The 20494-nt window shown below is 68.2% G+C and carries 17 protein-coding genes; 9 read left to right on the top strand and 8 right to left on the bottom strand.

Annotated features, from left to right (window positions below):
- Nucleotides 1-261: 261 nt before the first annotated feature.
- A complete protein-coding gene (locus AB0O76_RS42140) occupies nucleotides 262-831 on the bottom strand; it encodes a transcriptional regulator (protein ID WP_365502723.1) in 570 nt (189 codons plus the stop codon).
- Nucleotides 832-1370: 539 nt separating this feature from the next.
- Between AB0O76_RS42140 and AB0O76_RS42145 the strand changes: the two genes are divergently transcribed.
- Nucleotides 1371-1808, top strand: coding sequence for a hypothetical protein (locus AB0O76_RS42145; RefSeq protein WP_365502725.1), 438 nt, complete (start codon nucleotides 1371-1373; stop codon nucleotides 1806-1808).
- A gap of 461 nt (nucleotides 1809-2269) precedes the next feature.
- Here the strand turns inward: AB0O76_RS42145 and AB0O76_RS42150 are convergent, their stop codons facing one another.
- Nucleotides 2270-4687: a Helicase associated domain protein gene (locus AB0O76_RS42150; protein ID WP_365502727.1), complete on the bottom strand. Its 2418-nt coding sequence runs from the start codon at nucleotides 4685-4687 to the stop codon at nucleotides 2270-2272.
- A gap of 287 nt (nucleotides 4688-4974) precedes the next feature.
- Between AB0O76_RS42150 and AB0O76_RS42155 the strand changes: the two genes are divergently transcribed.
- Entirely contained in the window at nucleotides 4975-5217 is a 243-nt protein-coding gene (locus AB0O76_RS42155; protein ID WP_365502729.1) for a hypothetical protein, read from the top strand.
- Between the two features lie 133 nt (nucleotides 5218-5350).
- Here the strand turns inward: AB0O76_RS42155 and mpaP are convergent, their stop codons facing one another.
- Both mpaP and AB0O76_RS42165 read right to left on the bottom strand, forming a co-directional pair.
- A complete protein-coding gene (gene mpaP / locus AB0O76_RS42160) occupies nucleotides 5351-6631 on the bottom strand; it encodes a daptide biosynthesis intramembrane metalloprotease (RefSeq protein WP_365502731.1) in 1281 nt (426 codons plus the stop codon).
- A 302-nt stretch (nucleotides 6632-6933) separates the two neighbouring features.
- Complete coding sequence (locus AB0O76_RS42165; protein ID WP_365502733.1) at nucleotides 6934-7146, bottom strand: hypothetical protein; 213 nt, start codon at nucleotides 7144-7146, stop codon at nucleotides 6934-6936.
- Nucleotides 7147-7332: 186 nt separating this feature from the next.
- Here AB0O76_RS42165 and AB0O76_RS42170 point away from each other — a divergent pair, with 186 nt between their 5' ends.
- The 3 genes from AB0O76_RS42170 to AB0O76_RS42180 are packed head-to-tail and all read left to right on the top strand — an operon-like array spanning nucleotide 7333 to nucleotide 8878.
- Nucleotides 7333-8037 (top strand): response regulator transcription factor, encoded by a 705-nt coding sequence (locus tag AB0O76_RS42170; RefSeq protein WP_365502735.1) that lies wholly within the window; start codon nucleotides 7333-7335, stop codon nucleotides 8035-8037.
- Nucleotides 8034-8627, top strand: a complete 594-nt coding sequence (locus AB0O76_RS42175; RefSeq protein WP_365502737.1) for a hypothetical protein — start codon at nucleotides 8034-8036, stop codon at nucleotides 8625-8627. The genes AB0O76_RS42170 and AB0O76_RS42175 overlap by 4 nt, the downstream gene beginning before the upstream one ends.
- Before the next feature lie 32 nt (nucleotides 8628-8659).
- A complete protein-coding gene (locus tag AB0O76_RS42180; RefSeq protein ID WP_365502739.1) occupies nucleotides 8660-8878 on the top strand; it encodes a hypothetical protein in 219 nt (72 codons plus the stop codon).
- A gap of 438 nt (nucleotides 8879-9316) precedes the next feature.
- Here AB0O76_RS42180 and AB0O76_RS42185 read toward each other — a convergent pair whose 3' ends face one another.
- Nucleotides 9317-10537 carry a Helicase associated domain protein gene (locus AB0O76_RS42185; RefSeq protein ID WP_365502741.1) on the bottom strand — a complete coding sequence of 407 codons (1221 nt, stop codon included), beginning with the start codon at nucleotides 10535-10537 and terminating at the stop codon, nucleotides 9317-9319.
- 27 nt (nucleotides 10538-10564) lie between these two features.
- Nucleotides 10565-11242, bottom strand: coding sequence for a DEAD/DEAH box helicase family protein (locus AB0O76_RS42190; protein WP_365502743.1), 678 nt, complete (start codon nucleotides 11240-11242; stop codon nucleotides 10565-10567).
- A 2293-nt stretch (nucleotides 11243-13535) separates the two neighbouring features.
- Here AB0O76_RS42190 and AB0O76_RS42195 point away from each other — a divergent pair.
- Entirely contained in the window at nucleotides 13536-14369 is an 834-nt protein-coding gene (locus tag AB0O76_RS42195) for a PIG-L family deacetylase (RefSeq protein ID WP_365502744.1), read from the top strand.
- Between the two features lie 375 nt (nucleotides 14370-14744).
- Here the strand turns inward: AB0O76_RS42195 and AB0O76_RS42200 are convergent, their stop codons facing one another.
- A complete protein-coding gene (locus tag AB0O76_RS42200; RefSeq protein WP_365502746.1) occupies nucleotides 14745-15077 on the bottom strand; it encodes a nuclear transport factor 2 family protein in 333 nt (110 codons plus the stop codon).
- Between the two features lie 577 nt (nucleotides 15078-15654).
- On the opposite strand from AB0O76_RS42200, the gene AB0O76_RS42205 reads away from it, so the two are divergent.
- Entirely contained in the window at nucleotides 15655-16227 is a 573-nt protein-coding gene (locus tag AB0O76_RS42205; protein ID WP_365502748.1) for an MBL fold metallo-hydrolase, read from the top strand.
- Between the two features lie 229 nt (nucleotides 16228-16456).
- Here the strand turns inward: AB0O76_RS42205 and AB0O76_RS42210 are convergent, their stop codons facing one another.
- On the bottom strand, nucleotides 16457-17692 hold the full coding sequence (locus AB0O76_RS42210; protein ID WP_365502750.1) for a hypothetical protein: 1236 nt from the start codon (nucleotides 17690-17692) through the stop codon (nucleotides 16457-16459).
- 192 nt (nucleotides 17693-17884) lie between these two features.
- On the opposite strand from AB0O76_RS42210, the gene AB0O76_RS42215 reads away from it, so the two are divergent.
- Both AB0O76_RS42215 and AB0O76_RS42220 read left to right on the top strand, forming a co-directional pair.
- Nucleotides 17885-18925, top strand: coding sequence for an FAD-binding oxidoreductase (locus AB0O76_RS42215; protein WP_365502751.1), 1041 nt, complete (start codon nucleotides 17885-17887; stop codon nucleotides 18923-18925).
- Nucleotides 18926-19146: 221 nt separating this feature from the next.
- Complete coding sequence (locus tag AB0O76_RS42220) at nucleotides 19147-20358, top strand: MFS transporter (protein WP_365502752.1); 1212 nt, start codon at nucleotides 19147-19149, stop codon at nucleotides 20356-20358.
- Nucleotides 20359-20494: the final 136 nt, after the last annotated feature.

Genomic DNA, 20494 nt, shown 5'->3' on the forward strand with positions numbered 1-20494 from the left:
CGCGCGGTCTGCTCCGCAGACACGCCGCGCCGCCGCTACGCGGCGGGAGGCCGGCGACTCCGTCGCCGGTGCGGACAACTCCGTTGTCCGCGGCACGATTTGCTCCGCAATTCGGCCTACCGCAATTCGCTCCGCGGATTGCGGGTGAAATCCGCTCCGCGGATTTCACAAAAAGCGCAGCGAGGAGGTTGGGTGCCTAGACCGGTTGGTGAGTGTCTGTCAATTCTGGGTTTCTCTGAAAGAATTGACAGACACTCACTTCTAAGCCGCAAATCCGACGGATGACACGTATTCGTATTGTCCCCATTGGGAGCCGAGGTCCACGATGGTGTCCACCCAGGCATCCTCGAGAGCGCTCATGTCCCCTGCTGCCCAGGCCTGGACGAAGGTGTCCCACTGACGGATGTTGAGACTGCGGTACTCCAGCACCCGCTGGAACCTGCGGTCGACCTGGGACTGGTTCAACGGATGGATCTCCACCCGAGTCCCTCCCCTACTGTTCAGCCGACGCAGCAGGTACCGGGCCACGTTCTGTCGGCGCACCGTGCGGTAGATAGCTTCGACCTGCTGAAGGCTTGTCTTTCTTGGTTCTTGCCTGCCTTCTCGCCAAGCTTTGATGGTGTCGTCGGAGATGGTGAGGCCGGCAGCGCGGGCGACCTGTTTAGCGTGGTCAGTGCGAAGCAAGTAGTTGAGACGGGCCAGCAGACCGCGCCTCTGGGTAATGGGGGTGGCGATGTAGTCGACGAGCGCATCGAGTTGGCGTGCGACGGCTTCGCTGCCTTTGATGCCACGGGCCCCGTAATGGCCGAAATCATGTGTCCTCTCCGGCATTTTGGGGCTCCATTTCTCGATGTCCTATGCTCTGCAGCATACCGCAACTGGCTTGATTTTGCGGTGCTTTGGAGTAATAGCGACCTGTCGCTTTCCGGTCACTGACTGGCCGACTGGAATTGATTTTCTAATGTGAGTGTCGGGTCGGTGATGATTTTCGGGATGATATGCGGTCCGTCGTCTGCCCTCATCGTGATCCACTACGCGGGTCGCGAGTTGAGTGGTGGTCCGTTCGCTCCATGGCTGACTCTCTCCTTGTATCCGTGTCTTGCGCAGTCGTGTGTCGATCATGGTGTCCTTGACTGCCAACGTCGCGGGCATGGCCTGCTGTTGTCAGTGGCCGCTGCCATGCTCTCTGCATGACATGCCGTGAGTTTGTGACGCTCAGCCCGCAGGGCCGACTCTCCTTGGCCGTCGAGGCAGATATCCCAGATCTGTGGGAGGACGATGGCTCCCATCGCTGTCAGCTGCGTGGGGGGCACCCTGGCCGCCATGTCGCCCTCCTCGACCACCTTGCCTGGGACGAGGACCCTCCGGTCGTGACTTACTGGCTGTGGTGGGACGCCGACGGCCATACTCTGACTCGTACTTCTTCCTGCTCCGGCTGCCATCTACCACAAGGGCATCCAGTTGGTTCAGGTTGCAGCGCAGACGTCGACCAGTGCACAGCGGCGACCGACATCACCGACAGCGACCGGGGCATGTTGGAAGATCTGGACGATGCGGTGCACGAAGCTGAGACACACCAGCGCTGCCAGTACACGGCCGGCCACGACGGTCCACATGTCAGCCTCGTGCAGAGCCAGGACCACCCTGACAACACCAGCATCGCCTGGTGGGTGTGCTGGCCTGCACCCCGCACCGAGGATCCTTACACCCTCGCCGTGCTGGACGAATGCCCCGCGACCGCGGCTGCAGATAACGACGACGGCCTATGCCTGCACCCTGCCGGGCACCCGGGAAGGCACCGGTTTTAGGGGAGTCCTTCTACTGCGCAGTCGCGTGTTGTCTGCTCTCAGGTAGGCGCGTTCCTGGGGCAGCTCGGCATTTTCCTCCAGCACCACGTCGAGAGGGATGCGCGGCTCGAACCGGTCCTGCACCACACCGTGAAATTTCCCCATTGTCTGTCTGAAGTAGATAGGTTGGCGGCAGCCGACCAGGGCGAGCAGGTCACCGGCCTCACGGCGTAGCGGCATGTCGTTGGCCCGACGATCCCGACGCGCGCCGTGCGGCATCGATCTTCTGAGGCTGTTCGCGGTGCCCACGCGCGGTCTTTGGAGCAGACGTACGAGGCGTTGCGGAAGTTCGGGTGGCGGGGGCCGGTGGTGGCGGTCTGGAAAGGGCGTACCGGAGTGACTGGTGCTGTCGCTCCCTCTGTGCTCGACTCTGCTGGACGGGTCTGTGTCTAATGTAGTGAAAACTCTGAACTGTTTGAAGTTCAGGCCCGGTCCTCTTCGCGGTCCGGCAGACTCGATGGATCGGCCGGGATGATCTCGGACAGCAGGTGATCCTGCTCTTCCGTGAGCCGTCCCTCGTTCTGCTTGGCCCGGATCCTGCGAAGCCAGGAACCGATCTCAACGCGCGCTCCGTCGGCTTCGATCCACTCCCGGGCGCCGGGCAGCCGGCACTGGCGTTCGGTGAACGCTCTCAGTAGTTCCGCGTTCTTTTCGAAGGAGCGACGGGCATGCTTGCCGACCGGCAGCCGTAGGCGGGCGGGGTCGGCCCCGATCCGGGACAGCAGAGCACGCTGGGCGGGCGTCAGGGTCGTGAAGGTGGTGAGCTGGCGCTGGAGCCAGCTGCCGATCTTCACGCCCTCGATGACCGTGTCACGGCGCAGCGTTGCGGGATCATGGCCGGCTTCGAGGTGGCGGCGCAGGAGGTGGTATTTGCGGTGCCAATCCGCTCCGTGCGGGAGAAGCCAGTCGAGGTCGAGGGCGGTGAGCTGGGCTTCACGGTCGGGGGCGAGGCGGCCCTTGCGGGCGGCGGCGCGCTGGTCGATGAGGAACTGGCCGCCTGGGACGTCGGTGGGGATGGCCAGATGGCCGTGCTCTTGGTGATAGGCGGTGACGGTGGTGAACTGGCCCTGCCAGACGGCCTCGTGGTGGTCCCAGACCATACCGAGCGCATCGAGTTCCGTGGTCCAGTCCTCCTGCAGCAGGCCGCGGGAGTGGGCGGTGCGCTGGCTGGTGACGAACTGGCCGAGACGGTAGCCGAAGGCGTCCTCGTAGTCGGCCGGGACGTGGAGATGGCCGTATTCGGTGTGGAAGCGGGTGGCCGCGGCCAGTCCGGCGCGGCGGGGTGCGGAGAGCACGGCGGTGTTCGAGGGCCAGGCAAGGAGGTCCATGGCGCGGGCGATGTGGGCGGGGTCGAGGGTGAAGTCGAAGCGGAAGCGGTGCGCGAGGAGGCGGTGGGTGTCACGGTCCAGGCGTTGCTTGGTGTTCTTGCGCGGGGCGCGGGCCACGATCGTCTGGTCGTGATGGCGCAGTGCAGCGGTGACCAGCCACAGCGCCTCATACGGGGTGGAGAGGAGGTCGGTAGGGTCGGCGTCGGGCGGAAGGTAGGTGGGGATGACCAGGCTCGCCGTCTTGGTCTCGACGGTGGGTGGTTTGCGCAGGGCGCGGCCCAGGGCCTGGACGATGCGGCGCACGCTCGCCGTGCGGTCCGCGAACACAATGGCGTCGACGGCCGGCAAGTCGACTCCCTCGCCCAGGACCTGGGCGTTGGTGAGCACGCCGCGGTCGGCGTCGGTGAATCGGTTGAGGATCTGGTGGCGCTGCTCGGGGGTATGGGTCCCGTTGATCGACTGCACGCTCAGGTCGGCTGTCCAGGCGGGGTGTTGGTCGTCGGGGAGGGTGCGCAGGGTGTGGGGGAACTGGCGGGCGAAGTCGGCGGCGTCCGCGATCTGCTGGAAGTAGACGATCACATGGTGGAGGTCGTGTTCGGTCATGGCTTTGAGGACGGCTAGGTGCAGCGCACTCGTACGCCGGGCCGTCGGGGCGAACCCGGTGTGCGCGTCGCCGGAGTTGGCCAGGGTGGTGCGCAGGTCGGTGTCGGTGATCGTGGGGATCAGGAGTTGGTAGTCCGCGAGGACGCCGTCCTCGATCGCGTCCGCGTGGGAGTAGGTGTGCAGACGCGGGCCGAAGACTTTCGGGGCGTCCATCGAGGCGATCAGCGACGGGGCCTCCCACGCCGGGACAGTGGCCGCGGTGCGCTTGGGCTGTGGGCGTGTGTCAGGAGCCTCAGCCAGGCGCGGCGCCTCCCACTCGTACGGCGTCGCCGTCAGATACAGACGCCGGTGGGCCGGGATGCGGGCTTGGTCGTGCAGGACGGTCCACTGCTTGTCCCAACTACCCGCCGTACGGTGTGCCTCATCCACGACCAGGAGGTTGAAGAAGGGGGCGGTGAAGAGCGAGTGCTGCGTCTCTTCGATCCTGGGCAGGGAGTCGAGGGTGACGAACACGGTCGCCTTCTTGTGGCGGGTCAGCCAGTAGGCCAGGTACTCCCCCGAACCCGTACTCACCGCTCCCGCGGCGGCGAGCAGCGGGTGCTTGTCCGCCTGCAGCGATGAGACGGCCATCAACGGCTCACGGCGGCCGTCGGCGTGGGCTGCGGCTGCCCACTGGCCGATCAGGTCCAACGACGGGACAGCGATCAGGAGATGGCGGACGTCGAGGGCCTCGGCCGTACGCAGCGCGATCAGGGTCTTGCCGGTCCCGCACGCGGAGACGATGTGGCCGCGCGAGCCCAGGTTCTTGAGTCCGCGTACCGCGCTGTCGACCGCGGCCTGCTGATCCGGGCGCAGCACGCGGCGAGGAGGGGCCGTTGTCGTGTCGGTGGGCGGGGTGGGGGTGGGCATTGGGGTAGACGACCTCAGCGAGCGGGACGGACGCGGCGTGGCTTTACGGGCTTCGATTCTCCCGCAGCTGGGCCGGGCCCAGCGGGCTTGGATGGATTCGGGCCGGGGACGACGCTGGCCCAGCGGTGCGCCGCGATGTCGGCGCGGCTGGCATCCGGCGGCATCCGCTGTTGCGCCCACACTCTCGCCGACAAGCGGCGCACATGGAAAGCGGCCGGGGAGAACCCGGTCGTCCTGCTGCCGGGAACGCGGGACAGACGGCCGGGCGGCGCGCGCACGAGTCGGACGTGACCATCGAGCTGATCCGCGAGGAGGTCGAGGACCTGCTGCACTCGCGCTACGGCGAGGAATTCGACGATCCGGCTGCCGTGGCGGCTCTGCTGCCCTCCCGTTCCACCTTCTACCTGCGGATGAAGGAGTCCGGCCTGGCCGATGCCCTGGCCGCGCCGGCGCGGGCCCGTGTCGCCCTGGCCTCCACTCGCCCCTGCCCCACGGCGGGCGTGAGGCCGTCCTGCGGCCGGGTCAGGTGACCCAGGCCCACACTCCAGCGCCTGAAGCGCGGCCGGACGGTCCCTTGCGGCGCCGCTGACGGGGGGTGCGGTCAGTGGTGCGGGATGCCTGGCCCGTTCTCTGGAGGGGCCAGGCGCCTTTGCCGTGTGTGTCTCAGGTGAGGGCTAGCAGGAGGGCGGTGGCAGTGGTGGCTGCGGCGAGGGTAGTGAGGGTGATGCGGCGGCGGGTGGCGCCGGCGGTACGGGCCCGGGTGTAGAGCCGGTACAAGCCGATGAGCAGGCGCACGGCCAGGGCCAAGAACAGGGCGCTGGTGGCCAGGGCGGCGATGGTGCCGGTGATGGGCAGTATGTAGGTCCATAGCAGCAGGGCCTGGGTGAGCATGAGAACGGGAAATACCATGCAGCCCAGACCGAAGGCGGTGGTCCACCGGGAGAGGGGCAGCTCACGCCGGTAGATGCCGCCGAACAAGATCTTGGCGAGGGCGTTGCGGGCATCGGTCATGGCCCTGTCGCGCAGGTGGCTGATGTCGAGGTGGCTCATCAGGGCGAGGTAGCCGTCGAGTTTGACGAACGGCATCAGGTTGAACACGCAGCGTCCCATGCATCCGGTGAGGTAGAGCAGGAGCGCGGTGGCGAGGGTGCCGGGGGGCAGGAAGAGCACGAGGAGGGAGGCGATGCCGGCGAGGACGAGTTCGGTGCCGACGCCGGCGAGTGCGACCGCCACCCGACGGCGGGCATGGGGCAGGCGCCAGCCGTCGGAAACATCGCAGAACAGGGCGGGCATCAGGTAGAAGAGCATCACCCCGAACCGCCGTGGGCGGCCGCCGTGGGCGAGGAGCATCGAGGCGTGCCCGAACTCGTGCAGAACACCGCTGAACAGGCCCAGCAGCACTGCCGCGGTGAAGGCGGCGGCCGACGGGGGGTGCTGCGCCAGTCGGCGCAGTTCGGGCAGGTGGGTGAGGAGGGTGGCCACGGTGATGAGCACGCCGGCCAGCGCGGCCAGGGCCGCATAGGGAGCGGCCAGCCAGGCCAGTGCGGGGCGGGCGTGCCTTAGCAGCTTGCTGGGGTCGAAGAGGGCCAGCTGTATGGTCAGCGGCCGCTTGTAGGTCACCCGCTGGCGCCGCGGCGGGGCGGCGGTGTCGGTGTCGGCGAGCCAGCCGTGGGTGGCGAAGGCGGCCAGTGCCTGGCCGACCGTCGCGGGGGTCCACGGGGCGCCCAGCTCGTTGGCCAGCTGCGCGGGGGTGCGTCGGCCGTCGAGGGCGTCCAGCAGGCAAGCGGCGTCAGCGCCGACCCGGAAATACCGGTCGGTACCGTGCTGGACCGTCCACGGCTGGGCCGGGTGCTCGGGCGTATGGACCACCAGCTCCGGGGCACGGGCCGGATGCCCGGGCACCAAGGCGGTGGAAGCGGGGGGGCGAATCAGACCGGTCAGCATGCCGGCTCCTTCGATCCGGGGCGGGCGAGGACACAGCACCGGGCGGCAGGCCGCCGCCCGCGCGTAGGTGCGCGACGGCCCGACACCCGGCGGGCGGGAAGAACAGGCAGAACAGAAGAACGGGAGGGGGCGGTCTGGGCGGCTCCCGTGAGGCAGGGGCGCGCGGTCCGTACGTCCCGGACGAGACTGCACCGAGGCCAGGCGGCCGATCTCCCGGCTGGCGGCACGAGTGGCCAGGGGAGCGGGGCGGGGTCCGGCTCGCGGTGTGTGCGACGCCGGACCCCGCCCAGGCACCGCGCAGGTCAGGAGGGCTGGGTGCCCCAGTTGTTGTAGGTGTTCACCACACCCTGGGCGAACGTTGCCCCGGCGCCGACGAACGCAGCGCCCTGGGCGACGTTGCCCAGCACATTGCCAGCGTCGCCCCAGGTCCACGGCGCGTCCAGAGACTCCAGCTCCTGGATGCCCAGCTCCAGCGACGCGTTCTCGGTGACAGTCGACATACGATTCTCGATCATGATTTCTCCAGATTGACGAGGGATCTCTTCGAGCCGCTCCGCAATCGGCCAGCTCGTTACGTCTAAAACTCTCGCCCGGACCAGGCCCCCGGCGGACCCGTCCTGCGTCCGCAACCACCCCCGCCCATCGGCGGGGGCAGCACCCGGCCCGCAAGGCGCGCCCTTGCCCCGGAATAGAGTCGCTTTGTGGAGCCGGTGCACGTAGACAGAGCGATCCGCGTGCTCGTCGTCGACGACGAGCAGCTCGTCCGATCCGGGCTGCGCATGATCCTGCAATCGGCCGGAGACATCGAGGTCGTCGCCGACTGCACCGGCGCGCAGGCGGTGGAGAAGATCCTGGGACACCGCCCCGACGTGGTGATGCTCGACATCCGCATGCCAGACGTGGACGGACTGACCGTGCTGCGCCGTCTCCAGGCGGCTAAAGGGACACCGCTACCGGTTGTCACCATGCTGACGACCTTCGACACGGACGAGTACTTGGCCACGGCGCTGCGCGAGGGCGCAGCCGGCTTCCTCCTCAAAGACACCGACCCCGAGCAGCTGGTCCGGGCCGTCCGCGTGCTGGCTGCAGGAGGCAGCGCTCTGGATCCCTCCGTCACCCGCACCGTGATCGGCGGCTACGTCGAAGGGACTGATGACGCCCAGGAGGCGAAGAAGGCCGCGGGTTCGCTTACTGTGCGTGAGCAGGAGGTCCTTGCGCTGTTGGGCCAGGGCCTTTCCAATGCCGCCATCGCAGGTCGCATGCACCTGGCGCACGGCACGGTGAAAGACCATGTCAGCGCGATCTTGAGCAAGCTCGGCGGGCTGAACCGGGTTCAAGCGGCTGTACTGGCGGAGCGGGCGGGGCTGACCAGGACCAGCGACGAGGGCTACCGGGACCGGGCATGAGGGTTTGGGTTGCGGCGCAGCGCAAGCGCCTGCTGCTCGTCTTTGGCCCCGTGGCACTCGCCTGTGCCGACGCCTTCCCAGGAATCAGTGAAGGTCCCATCCCCTCAACGGAAGGGGCCATCACCCTGATCGGTGTCTTCGCCTTGCTGCTGCGCCTCCGTATGCCGCTGACCGTGTTTGTGGCGACGCTCCCGGGCCTCTTCATGGGAACAGGCTGGCTCGCCGCATGGATCGCTCTCTACACCGTTGCCCGCCAGCGAAGCAACCGACCATTGCTAGTAGGGTGCGGGCTCGTCTCCATGACACTCAACTACCTGCCATATCCCATCAACCAGCCGGACGAAGTCCCATGGGACGCAGGAGTTTTCGAGACCTCCCTGGCCGCCGCCGTCGCCTGCGTGGCCCTCGGCCGCGCCATCAGCTTGCGCAACGAACTCACCGCACGCTTGGACGAGCTGGAGAAGAGCCACGCCAGGGAGCAACGCCTGCTCGCCGAGCAAGTGCTGGCACACGAGCTACCCCGGCTCCTCGCGGACAGTGCCCCGATACGGTGCAACGAGCAGCCTTCCGCATCGTCCAAGAGGCGCTGACCAATGTGCGCAAGCACGCTCCGGGAGCTCATGTGACAGTCCAGGTGCGGCAGCAGCACGGCACTTTGTGCATCGAGATCCTCAACGGCCCCGCCGATCCTGCCGCCGCACCGCTGGACCTCCCCAGCGGTGGCCACGGTTTGATCGGCCTGAGCGAGCGGGTCCACCTGCTCGGCGGATTCTTCGCAGCTGGCCCCTGCCCGGACGGCGGCTTTCGGATCGCCGCTACCCTCCCCACGTCCACAGGCTAAAGGGTGTTGCAGAACGACCAGGAAGCCGGCGGAATACTCCATTTCCAAGATCGATGACACCTGTAAGTCACAGGAAATGCGGACACATCGACGACGCTAGCGAACCCGATCATGGCTGGAACCGCGCGCGATGAGCTCGAACCGCCCACCGGAACCGTGGAACCCGGCGCACACCCGACGCGACAGCCGGGCCATCGGCCTACCCGTCACCGACCCGACAAGCCGAAACTGACAGCCGAAACGGCACCACGCACCGTCCCACGCCAGTGACTTCCCCATGCTCAACGCCCGCCGGCAGCGAAAACACGCTGGCCTGACATGCCGTCACTGACATCAACTACCGACACCAAACCGGCACATCGCAGCGGGTTCGTGTACCGGGCGTGGCGCTCGTGTCCGTGCTCATGCTCCGTACGGGGAGCGGGACTTGATCGGGGGTCAGGCCAAGGCGGGTGAGGAGGTCGCGCTGGCCGTCGGCGAGCTGGTTCCAGTTGGTGAACTGGCGGTGCAGCCAGCCGCCGGGTTGGGTGCGGGGATGGCGAGGTGGCCGTGGATGGCGTGGAAGGCCTCGATGGTGGCGAGGTTGGCTTGCCGGGCGGCTTCGTTTTCGTCCCAGACCATGTCGAGGGTTTCGAGTTCGGCGATCCAGTCGGCGGTGAGGGTGTCTTGGTGGTAGGCGGTGCGCTGGCCGGTGATGAAGGAGCCGAGGCGGTAGCCGTAGGCGTCCTCGTAGTCGGTCGGGACGCGGAGGTGTTCGTGTTCGGTGTGGTAGCGAACGGCGGCGGCGAGGCCGGCTCGGCGGGGTGCGGAGAGGGCGGCGCCGTCGGAGGGCCAGGCGATGAGGTCCATCGCGCGGGCGATGTGGTCGGCGTCGAGGGTGAAGTCGAAACGGAAGCGGCGTGCGAGCAGTTGGTGGGTGTCGGTGGCCAGGTGGCGCTTGGTGTTCTTGCGCGGGGCGCGGGCGGCGATGGATTGGTCGTGGTGGCGCAGCGCCGCGGTGACGAGCCAGAGGGCCTCGTAGGGGGTGGAGAGGAGGTCGGTGGGGTCGGCGTCGGGTGGGGTGTAGGCGGGGATGACCAGGCTGGCTGTCTTGGTTTCGAGGGTGGGGGGTTTGCGCAGGGCGCGGCCGAGGGCCTGGACGATGCGGCGCACGCTCGCCGTGCGGTCCGCGAACACAATGGCGTCGACGGCCGGCAGGTCGACTCCCTCGCCGAGGACTTGGGCGTTGGTGAGGATTCCCCGAGTGGCTTTGGCGAAGCGGTCGAGGATGGCGTGGCGTGTCTCGGGGGCGTGGGTGCCGTTGATCGGAACGCTCAAGTCCTTGGCCCAGGGGGGGTGTTGGGTCGCGGGGAGGGTGCGCAGGGTATGGGGGAACTGGCGGGCGAAGTCGGCGGCGTCCGCGATCTGCTGGAAGTAGACGATCACATGGTGGAGGTCGTGTTCGGTCATGGCCTTGAGGACGGCCAAGTGCAGCGCACTCGTACGGCGGGCCGTGGAGCCGAAGCCGGTCTGGAGATCGGTGTCGGTCAGAGCGCTGCGTAGCTCGGTGTTGGTGATCGTGGGGATGAGGAGCTGGTAGTCGGCGAGGACGCCGTCGTCGATCGCGTTCACGTGGGAGTAGGTGTGCAGGCGGGGGCCGAACACCTTGGGGTCGTCCATCGAGGCGATCAGGGACGGAGCCTCCCACTACGGGGCGGTGGCCGCGATGTGCTTGGGCTGCGGGCGCGCGTCCGGGACTTCGGTCAGGCGCGGGGCCTCCCACTCGTACGGGGTCGCGGTCAGATACAGGCGGCGGTCTGCCGAGATCCGGGTGTTGTGGATCATCGTCCACTGCTTGTCCCAGCTGCCCGCCGTGCGGTGTGCTTCGTCCACCACCAGGAGGTCGAAGACGGGGACGGGGAAGATGGTGTGCTGGGTCTCCTCGATCCGGGCCAGGGAGTCGAGCGTGACGAACACGGTCGCCCGCTCATGCCGTTTCCTGCGCTGGGCCAGCCAGTACGCCAGGTACTCCCCCGAACCCGTGGACACCGCCCCCGCGCCGGCGAGCAGCGGATGCTTGCCGGCGTCGAAGGAAGAGACCGCCATCAGCGGCTCGGTGCGCCCGTCCGCGCGTGCCGCGACGGCCCACTGCCCCAGCAAGGTCAGGGACGGCACCGCCACTAGGAGATGCGCGGCGTCGAGCGCCTCTGCGGTGCGCAGCGCGATCAGGGTCTTGCCCGTCCCGCACGCCGAGACGATGTGCCCGCGCGAACCCGGGCGCCCCAAGTGCCGGACCGCGCTGTCCACCGCCGCCTGCTGATCGGAGCGCAGCATCCGGCGCGGAGGGGCTGTTGTCGTGTCGGTAGGCGGGGTGGGGGTGGGCATCGCGGCAGAGAACCTCAGCGGCGGGACGGTCGGGTGGCTTCGGGTCTTCATCCTCCTGTAGCCGGGCAGTGTTATGCACCCGAGCCGAGGCAGCTGAAGGTCCAGCGGAGGATTTCTTGGTCAACGCGGGTGCGGCCTGTGCGTTGGAGGGCGGTGTGGGTGAGGGCGCTCAGGCGGGCCCAGTTGCCGCCAGAGGCGACAAGAAAGCGGAAGCGGCGGTGTTGGGGGTGATCGCGTCCATGAGGCCTGCCCGTGAAAGGGAATGTGGTCAGGAAGGGCAGGGCCGAGGCGGGCACAGGCCCTGGACAGCAGGGCGCTGTCCACCGCGGCCCCGGGAGTACGGGCCAGGGCCGCATACGCGTGCGAGGTGATCTTCGCCCAGGTACGAAAGTTCCCCATCGCGCGCGTGGCGTCGGTGTGCAGCAGGTCGGCGTCCGTCGCGGTATCCCACAGCGGATGGAACAGGCGGAGCACGGTAGGGACTTGGTCGCCGTCCAGACGGGACGCCTGTTGCCAGGTCAGCACCCGCGAGGCCAGCGCGGCAGCACGCGTGAGGGTGCGCTCGGCTCCGGCCCCGCACAGGACGAGAGAAGTCTCGGTCGTGGGCGCATCCACGAGCAGACGCAGGTAGTCCAGCTCAGGAGCGGCAATACGCTGCACATCGTCGATGACCAGGACGCCCGGAGTCTTGAGCGCCTGGAGCAGCGCGCGTCGGCCGCATCCGTGCGGTTCGTCAACGACGCGGCGGGCAGGCCGAACGCGGTCACAAGCGCGGCCCTCAGCTGCGGCAAAGCAGGTTTCACCGCCACCAGCGCGCGGTGTACCGGGGTACGGCGCGGCAGTAGGCGCAGCGCCTGCTGGACCGCGACCGTCTTGCCGTGTCCGGGGTCCCCGTACACGCACGCGATCCCCCGCGCAGCGATGGTGTGCGCGAGGGCCTCGGTCACCTCGCCGAGCTGCCTGGTCGATACGGCATGCGCACCCGGAACGTACCAACGCACCCCCGCCGTCGGTGAACGGTAAAGCGCCCGATGTATCGGCGCTGTCGGTGTCGCTTGGTGGGGTGGGTGCGGCGGCCGCCTGGCCGGCCTCGTCGATGGTGCCCGGTAGGGCCAGTTCGGCCAGCGCCCGGTCGTACCCGGCAGGATCTACGCGAGCGTATCGGGGGCGGGTGACGTGAAGGATGCGGCCTTGGCTGTGTTCCCGGCGCACCGCGAGGTGCAGCGTCGCCAGCGACGGCAGTGCTTCTCTGCCCAGGGTGGGCAGCACTTCGTCGGCATGGTCAGTCATCCAGCGGTGCAACGCCGCCACGTTCCCGCCCGTATCCGACAGCCGGGCCCACAACGCGGCAGTGAACGTGAACGCGGCACGCCGTGGGACACGGTCCACACGGCCCGACTCCCGCGCGGCCGCGAGCCAGCGCCATACCGTGCGCCGTGACACCCCGGCCGATTGGGCCGCGATCCGCACATGCACCGTCTCCAGCTTGTCGGCCTCATCCAGCGCGAGGAGGCGACGCACCACCACCTGCCGGGACACAGCACGCTCCCGCGAACGCGACGCGGTGCGCTGCCTGTCCGGCGACAGCGCGAGAGGTGGAGACGACGGCTCAGCGGTCATACCCCTCAGCACACACCCGCCGCCCAGCTCCTGATCACCGGAATGTTCATTGCCGCGTCAGCCAGACCACCCGTGCGCTAGGTCGAACTCTCCATGGCAGTCAATTAGTCACCTCATGACAGCCAAGATCCGGCATTCCTAACCAACAAAGACGCTGGTCAACAGGCCATCCATCACATCAGTACCCGCTGCCGACCAAACCACCGCCACAACCCCGACCAATCACACACCAAGGCCCGGGCGGCGGCGGTGGAGACGCTCGTGGCCGGGGCCGGCTCATCAGACCTGATCTTTCGGGCGTTCGGCCGGTGGCTGACCGGGCAGAGCAGGGTGCTGCTGCTGGATCCCGGGTATGGCGCGTACGCCCATGCCACCGAGCACGTGATCACCCACACCCCCACGCCCCCGCGACGAGGGTCGGCAAGGGGAGCGCCTACGGACCTCGTCCACCATGAGATCGGACAACTCCTCCTTGGTGGAGATGTGTCCATACAACCGCATCGGGAACAGCCGGTCCGGCCCGCACGGTTGCATCGACCGAGGGACCGGCGCCGCACGGGCGGGGAACACGGAGACCACCAGGTCGTCCGCCCCGCCAGGATCCGGGCCCCAGGGTCGCGGTACGCCCGCCGCGCACTCGGACCAAGACGTATTTCTGCAGGAGGCCCATTTCATGAGTTACCGGCCCTTGACGCTCATGGCAGTGCACGCCCACCCCGACGACGAGGCCACCGGAACCGGAGGGGTCCTCGCGCGGTACGCGGCGGAAGGCATCCGCACGGTTCTCGTGACGTGTACCGACGGTGGTTGCGGTGACGGACCGGGGGGTGTCAAGCCGGGCGATCTAGGGCACGATCCGGCGGCCGTCGCCTTGATGCGCCGTCAAGAACTCGAGGAGAGCTGTGACGTCCTGAAGGTCAGCGATCTGGAGATGCTGGACTATGCCGACTCCGGGATGATGGGCTGGCCGAGCAACGACGTCCCCGGATCCTTCTGGCACACCCCCGTGGAGGAAGGCGCCGCGCGGCTTGCGGAGCTCATGCGGCACTACCGACCCGATGTGGTCGTCACCTACGACGAGAACGGCTTCTACGGGCACCCCGATCACATCCAGGCCCACCGCATCACGATGGCGGCGCTGGAGATGACCGCGCTGACCCCGAAGGTGTACTGGACGACGATGCCCCGCTCGGGGATGCAGCGGTTCGGGGAGATCATGCGCGAGTTTCATCCGGACATGCCGGAGCCGGATCCTGCCCAGGCCGCCGCGCTGGCCGAGATCGGCCTCCCCGACGATGAGATCACCACGTGGGTGGACACCACCGCATTCAGCGGTCAGAAGTTCGATGCGCTGGCCGCGCACGCCAGTCAGGGCGAAAACATCTTCTTCCTCAAGATGGGCAAGGAGAGGTTCGGCGCGTTGATGGGCATGGAGACCTTCGTACGTGTCAAGGACGCCACCGGCGCGGCCGTACCCGAGAACGATCTCTTCGCCGGACTCCGCTGACCCGACCGCCCGCCCCCGGACCCCGGCCCGGGAAAGCTCATCGGCCCCCGAGAGTTGTGTCTCTCGGGCCGATGTGGTGGTGGGGGTCTGCGATCTCGACTCCTGCCGGTACTTGCTGGGCGACCTGCCGGTTGCGGAGCTGTGGAAGGCCGATACCGGAGGCGTGAGGATGAAGAACGCCGAGCTCGGCGACTTGGCACAGTGCGACGTCGCCCGGACACAGGTCCGTCGGATCGCGGCAGCGAGGGCACCACGGTGGAACTCGATCTCCGCGAAGCCCCCGTCGGCCTGGTGCCCGCAGGTCTGCGCTGGTACGTGAGCAGGAGACGGCACCGCGTCAGTGCCCAGTCGGCGACCTGTCCGATGGCACTCACCTCACCCCGCCGCCCGGACCTCACCAAAGACCATGCGATGCCCGCGGGCTGTGTCCATGGACGCGCGGACCCGGTGAATCAGCCCTTCCCGCAGGCCGAAAATGAAGCAGCAGTCGTTGGCGTAGTGGCGGCCGTTGGCCGGTGTCGCCGTCATGGTCTCCTCCACGACAACCCGTTCGCCATCAACGCAGAGCCCATGAAAGGTGACGGTGACATCACGCACGAAGAAGCGGAAAAAGCCCTCGGCCAGGAATAGCCGATCGCCTTCCTGCCGACCAGGTGGCCGGGCCCCTCCAACGCGACGGCAGTCGCGTTGCCCGGGGGCGCCAGCCACTGGGCGTCCTCGGTGAAGACGGCGGAGATCCGGTCAGCGTCATGGCCGGCGAACGCCTTCCAGGCGCTCTCCACGATGGCGCGGTCGTGCTGTGACATGCCCGCGACCCCAGGCGGGCACAGGTGAAAGGTCCGGCAGCTCTCCGACGTCGGCCCCTGAGGTCTCGCGAGTGACTCCCCCCCCCCGCCTTGTGCAGGCGGGCGCTGACACTGTCCGTGAACGCACCAACCGGCGTTGGTCCGCCGAGGGCTCGCGGGCGCCGCATGAGGGATCACGTGGCGCCCGGCGGGGCAGCTCCGGGCGCATCTGGCCGGGGCAGCTCCGGGCGACATGAGAGGGAACGCTCGTGCGGCGAGTCGGAGCTGATGTCCTGGTCGCCGGCACGGGAGTCCTGGGCCAGCCGATCGCCTTCGCGCTGGCATCGGCTGAACCAGGGCTGCCGGTGGCTCTGTCGAGGCGTCAAAGTGCCGGGGCTTGCAGTTCTCGGAAATAGGGACCACCGTCTCGACAAACGGTCGCAGACCACACGCGGGAGGAGCCCCCGCCTCGTTACGGAACAGCCCGCTGTGCGGCCTACATGCAAGATCTGCTGTCGAACGCGGACTGGAAGGCCCGCCTCCCCGAGGGGCTACCGCCGGAAATCGCCGAAGAAACATTGCTGGACCTGTTCGGCCTCATCACGGGTCTGCCTGCTGAAACTGCGCAGATTCCTTGGGATGGCCCCAAGGCCCGGCTTATTGAGCATCCGGCGCATGCCCAGGGCCATGCGGCGCTGTTGGTCGAAGAACGTGGGGTTCTCGTCGCCGGTGACATGCTCTCTGATGTCTTGGTTCCGATGCTCGACCTGGACGCCACACATCCGATTGAGGACTACCTCGTCGGGCTGCGGCTGCTCGAGGGCGTGGCGGACGACGTTGATGTCCTCATCCCCGGTCACCGGTCCGTCGGCGGGGCTGATCAGGTACGCGCAAGGATCAAACAGGATCGAGCGTACGTGCACGCCCTGCGTGACGCCCATGTTCCCAGCGACCCGCGGATCGGCCCATCGGCCCATCGGCCCATCCTGGCTGGGAGTGGGTGTGCGATGCGCACGAAGGACAACGCCAGCCCCTCGCCCAAAAAAGGTGCGCGCGACGGGACGCCCGGCTAGAGATCCAATTCCGCCACAAGACGACCCTGCCAGTTTGTTGGCAGGCTCGTCGTCATCCTGACATGCGGCGCCGCGTCCATCCCGTCCCTGTGGGAACAGCTGCGATCACGCTGGGAGGAGACGGCCTTGTCATAGGGACGCCTTCATCTCGCGGCCCTGGAACAGGCGCGACGGCAGTGGCAGCAGCGGGCCGAGGCCGCGGCGGGATGGCGAGTTGGTGAGAGCTGAGCTAGGGCCGGTATCGCACGATCACGGCGCGGCTGAAGTTCGCGTCGCCGGACGCTCCGAGTTCGGCCGTGCCGACGCCCCATGCCTCACCGGTCCCCGGAACCGGGGCGATCTCGGCCAGCCGGAACACCTGTTTCCTGTCGACCTCGGTGACCTTCCCGGTGATCCCGGTGACGTAGGGCGGCCGTGCGATGCGGCCCACCTTCCCGTTCCCGCCGCGCACCCTCTTGGCGTCGAGCACCCCCGCAGGCAGTGCATCCGATCTGCTCCACCCCTCGCCGTCCCAGTGCAGAGCGCAGGGGCGGTCGCCCGGAGGGGCGTATCTGGTCCCGGTGTACGGGCCGTACTCGATCCCCATGGCCCACACGTCGTCGGCTCCCCGCGCGACGAGCGTCTGCACCTGCGTCCGGCAGCCGGGAAACCTCCCGTCCCCCGTCTCGACGTCCGGCATCCGCTCCTCGCGCCACTGCCGCCCGTCCCATCGCGCGGCCGCGAGCCGCAGGGGGCGCGGCTTCGGGTGGTCCGGATCCGGCTCATCCGCCTTGTCCGCCTGCGGGTTGGGAACGTTCCCGGCCACCCGGAGATCCCCGCCGGCGGTCTGCGTCGTGATGGCCCGTGCCTCCAGCGGCAGCCGGGTGGCGGTCCAGCCGCGCCCGTCCCAGTGCCAGGCCGTCTGCTGCCTGGGCTGCCCGAGCGCCCAGATGTCCGAGGGCCCCAGCACCGCGACGCCGGTCATGTCGCTTCCTTTGGGCAGCGCGACGGCCAGCCAACGGGTGCCGTCGAACCGGGCGGCGATCGGAGTGGAAAACGTGCCCGGCCCGTTGCCGGCGCGCGCGAACAGCCAGGCGTTGCCCGCGCCGGCGTGCAGGGCCGGCGAACTGAGCGTGCCGGTGCCGAGCGCGTCACGGAGATCGGAGGCCAGGTCGTACCGCTGCCACCGTGAGCCGTCGAACCGGAGCATCTGCATCCGCGGGCCGGAGCCGCCGGAATCGTGCAGCTCCGCAATGGCCCAGGCCTCGCGCCGGGACACGGCGGCGATGTCGAGCACCCGATTGCCGACGGGGGCGGCGTCGGAGACATACTCGTACGCCCAGGCCCGGTGGGCGGCTGCTTCACCGGTACGACGGGAGCCACTCGGCGCCGGATCGGCCGCCTGCGGCCCCTGCGTGCCACACCCGGCGAGCAGCACGACAACGGCGACGAGAGCAACCCTGCTGGTGACGCGTCGTATCGGCATCCTCGGGAGTGTACGGCCCGGCCCGGCCTGCCCCTGTGCCGTCGCGAGCACCAGGTACCCCGTGCGCACGCGCTACCACATGCGGAGACGGTTCGCAGCAAATCCCGTTGCGCCATCCCGGCAGTGACCCGACTGTGGCTCCAGGGCTGCAGCCACAGCCTGAACGGTCGTTGACCTATCGCGAAGGGCCTCATGTCAGCCGTTGTTGTTGTCGGGGCGGGAATCGTCGGCTCCTCAGTGGCCTACCACCTGGCCCGTCGGGGCATCCCGGTCACCCTGCTCGAGCAGGGACCTGCACCGGCCACCGGGGTCACCGGAGACTCCTTCGCCTGGATCCGCAGCTCGGGAGGCCGCTGGCCCGGCGGAGCACAAGATCTCAGCGAGCATGTCCTGGCGGACTACCGACGCCTGGAGAACGAACTGCCCCATGTCACCGTCCGCCGGACCGGCTCGCTGTCCTTGGCCGACACACCGGCGCAGGACTCACGGCCGGGGCCAGGCCAGTTCCGCATCGGACCACGTGACATCGCAGCCCTGGAACCCAACCTCCGACACCCACCCGACCAGGCCATCCACACCCCGAGCGACGCAGGCGTCGACCCAACGGCCCTGGCCCACGCACTCGTAGCAGCCGCCGGCGCCCACGGAGCCACCGTGCTCTACGAAACCGCCGTCACCTCCCTGCAAGTGACCAACAGACGCGTCGAGGGGGTGCTGACTTCGACCGGGCTCCACGCCGCCGCCACCATCGTGCTCACGGCCGGAACCAACGTCCCCAAGCTCTGCGAGCCCCTATCGGCCGACCTCGCCATTACCGCCTCCCCGGCCACTCTCGCGCGGGTCACAGCACCGCCTGGCCTGGTCAAGACCATCGTGGCCAGTCCTGATTTCGAGGTCCGAGAGGTACGGGACGGCGACCTCTTGCTGGTCGTGCCGCATGTTGAAGGCACGGCAGCAGCGCTTGAGCAGGCCGCTCAAGACGCGCTCCAACACCTGAAGACGGCCTTCCAAGGAGGCGACCAGTGCCGCCTGCTGGGGTATCGCACCGGCAGACGCCCCATGCCCGTGCACGGACCCGTCATCGGCTACGCAACAAACCATCGATCCGTCTACGTCGCCGTGATGCACTCCGCCATCACCCTGGCACCCACCGTCGGACGGCTCATCGCAGACGAACTCGTGACCGACAGGCCAGCCCCCGAGCTACAACGTTGCCGCCCGGACGCCCACTGACATCACTTTCGACGACACTGATCAAGAAGATCCGAAGACACTGACACAGCCACCCAGCTCCCGAGATGGCCCTTAAAGGGCACGGAGCTGGTGTTGTGGACGGCGGCCTACGACTTCGCACCACTGACGGTGTGTGCGACCGCTGCTAGCCTGCGCCCATGATCAAGGGGAGATCGCCCGGCCGAATAGCTCGCATGATGCGGGGTGACAGGTCAGAGCGTGTGTTGATCCTGGCCAGCTTCGTGAACCGGGTCGGCAATGGGCTCTTCAACACGGCGTCGGCGCTCTACTTCACGTTGGTCGTGGATCTACCGGCAGTGCAGGTGGGTGCCGCCCTCACTGTGGCCGGCTTGATCGGGCTGCTCGCGGGGATCCCCGGAGGTCACCTGGCCGATCGACGTGGGCCGCGTACGATCATGATGTTCGCTTTGACGGTTCAAGCAGTGGCGATGTCCGCTCTCGTGCTTGTCGAGAGCTGGGCTGCCCTCACCGTCATCGCCACCGTTGACCAGCTTGCCGCAGCCGTCGGCGGCGCGGCCTGGGGAGCCCTCGTGGCCCGGGTCGGTACTGACCGCCCGGCGCTGTTCAGGGCAAGGCTCCGTACGTACGTGAATTTGGGCGTCGTCCTGGGAACCGTGGGTGCCGGCTTTGCGGTTGCGGCGAATTCCCGTACTGCCTACCTCGTGTTGATTCTCGGCAACGCGGCCAGCTTTGCGCTGTGTGCCCTCCTCCTGTTCTTGCTCCCCAACTACAGGGCATTGGCGGCACCTTCGCAACAACGCCGTTGGATCGCTCTCACCGACCGTCCGTTCGTGACCTTCACAGCCCTCTACGGTGCGATGGGGCTCCAATACCCGGTGGTGTCCCTGCTGCTGCCGATCTGGATCTCGGAGCACACGGACGCACCGCGCTGGACGGTGGCCGCGGTATCCGCGATCAATTCTGGAGTCTGCGTCCTATTGCAGACCAGAATCGGATCCCGCATCGAAACCCCTCACGATGGCGGCAAAGCGTTCCGCACGGCAGGACTGCTCTTCCTCCTCAGCTGTCCGATGATGGCTCTGGCCGCGTACGCTCCCGTGTGGGCGGCAGCCGGCCTCGTGGTCGCAGCGATCTTCGTCCACAGCCTCGGGGAGATATGGGAGTCCTCGGCCGGCTTCGCCCTTGGCTTCGGCCTGGCACCGGACCATGCCCAAGGCCAGTACCAAGGGCTTCTCGGGCTTGGCTTCAGCGCGGGCCAGGCGCTCGCTCCCGCCATCCTCACCACCGTCGTGCTCGGCCTCGGCACGGCCGGCTGGCTGCTCCTCGGCGCGTTCTTCGCCGCTCTGGGCGCCGTCGGCCCATCGCTTGAACGCTGGGGCACGCGAACCCGATCTCGACAGGGAGCCGCAGCTGCGGAACCCAGCGGAGAACCAGACGAGGCGCACGCATAGCCGTACCGCGGAGAGGGTGCGTATGCAGGCCCGTTCCTGTGCGTAGCGTAGGCCTGGTCCCGTGCGGCTGCTCGGGCGCAGCGGACAGGGCCGTCGCGTGATCCGCGACGGCCCCGCTCGTCACCCTCCGTACCGC

Origin of the sequence: Streptomyces sp. NPDC086554 (genome assembly GCF_040686095.1) — a bacterium.
Lineage (GTDB): Bacteria > Actinomycetota > Actinomycetes > Streptomycetales > Streptomycetaceae > Streptomyces.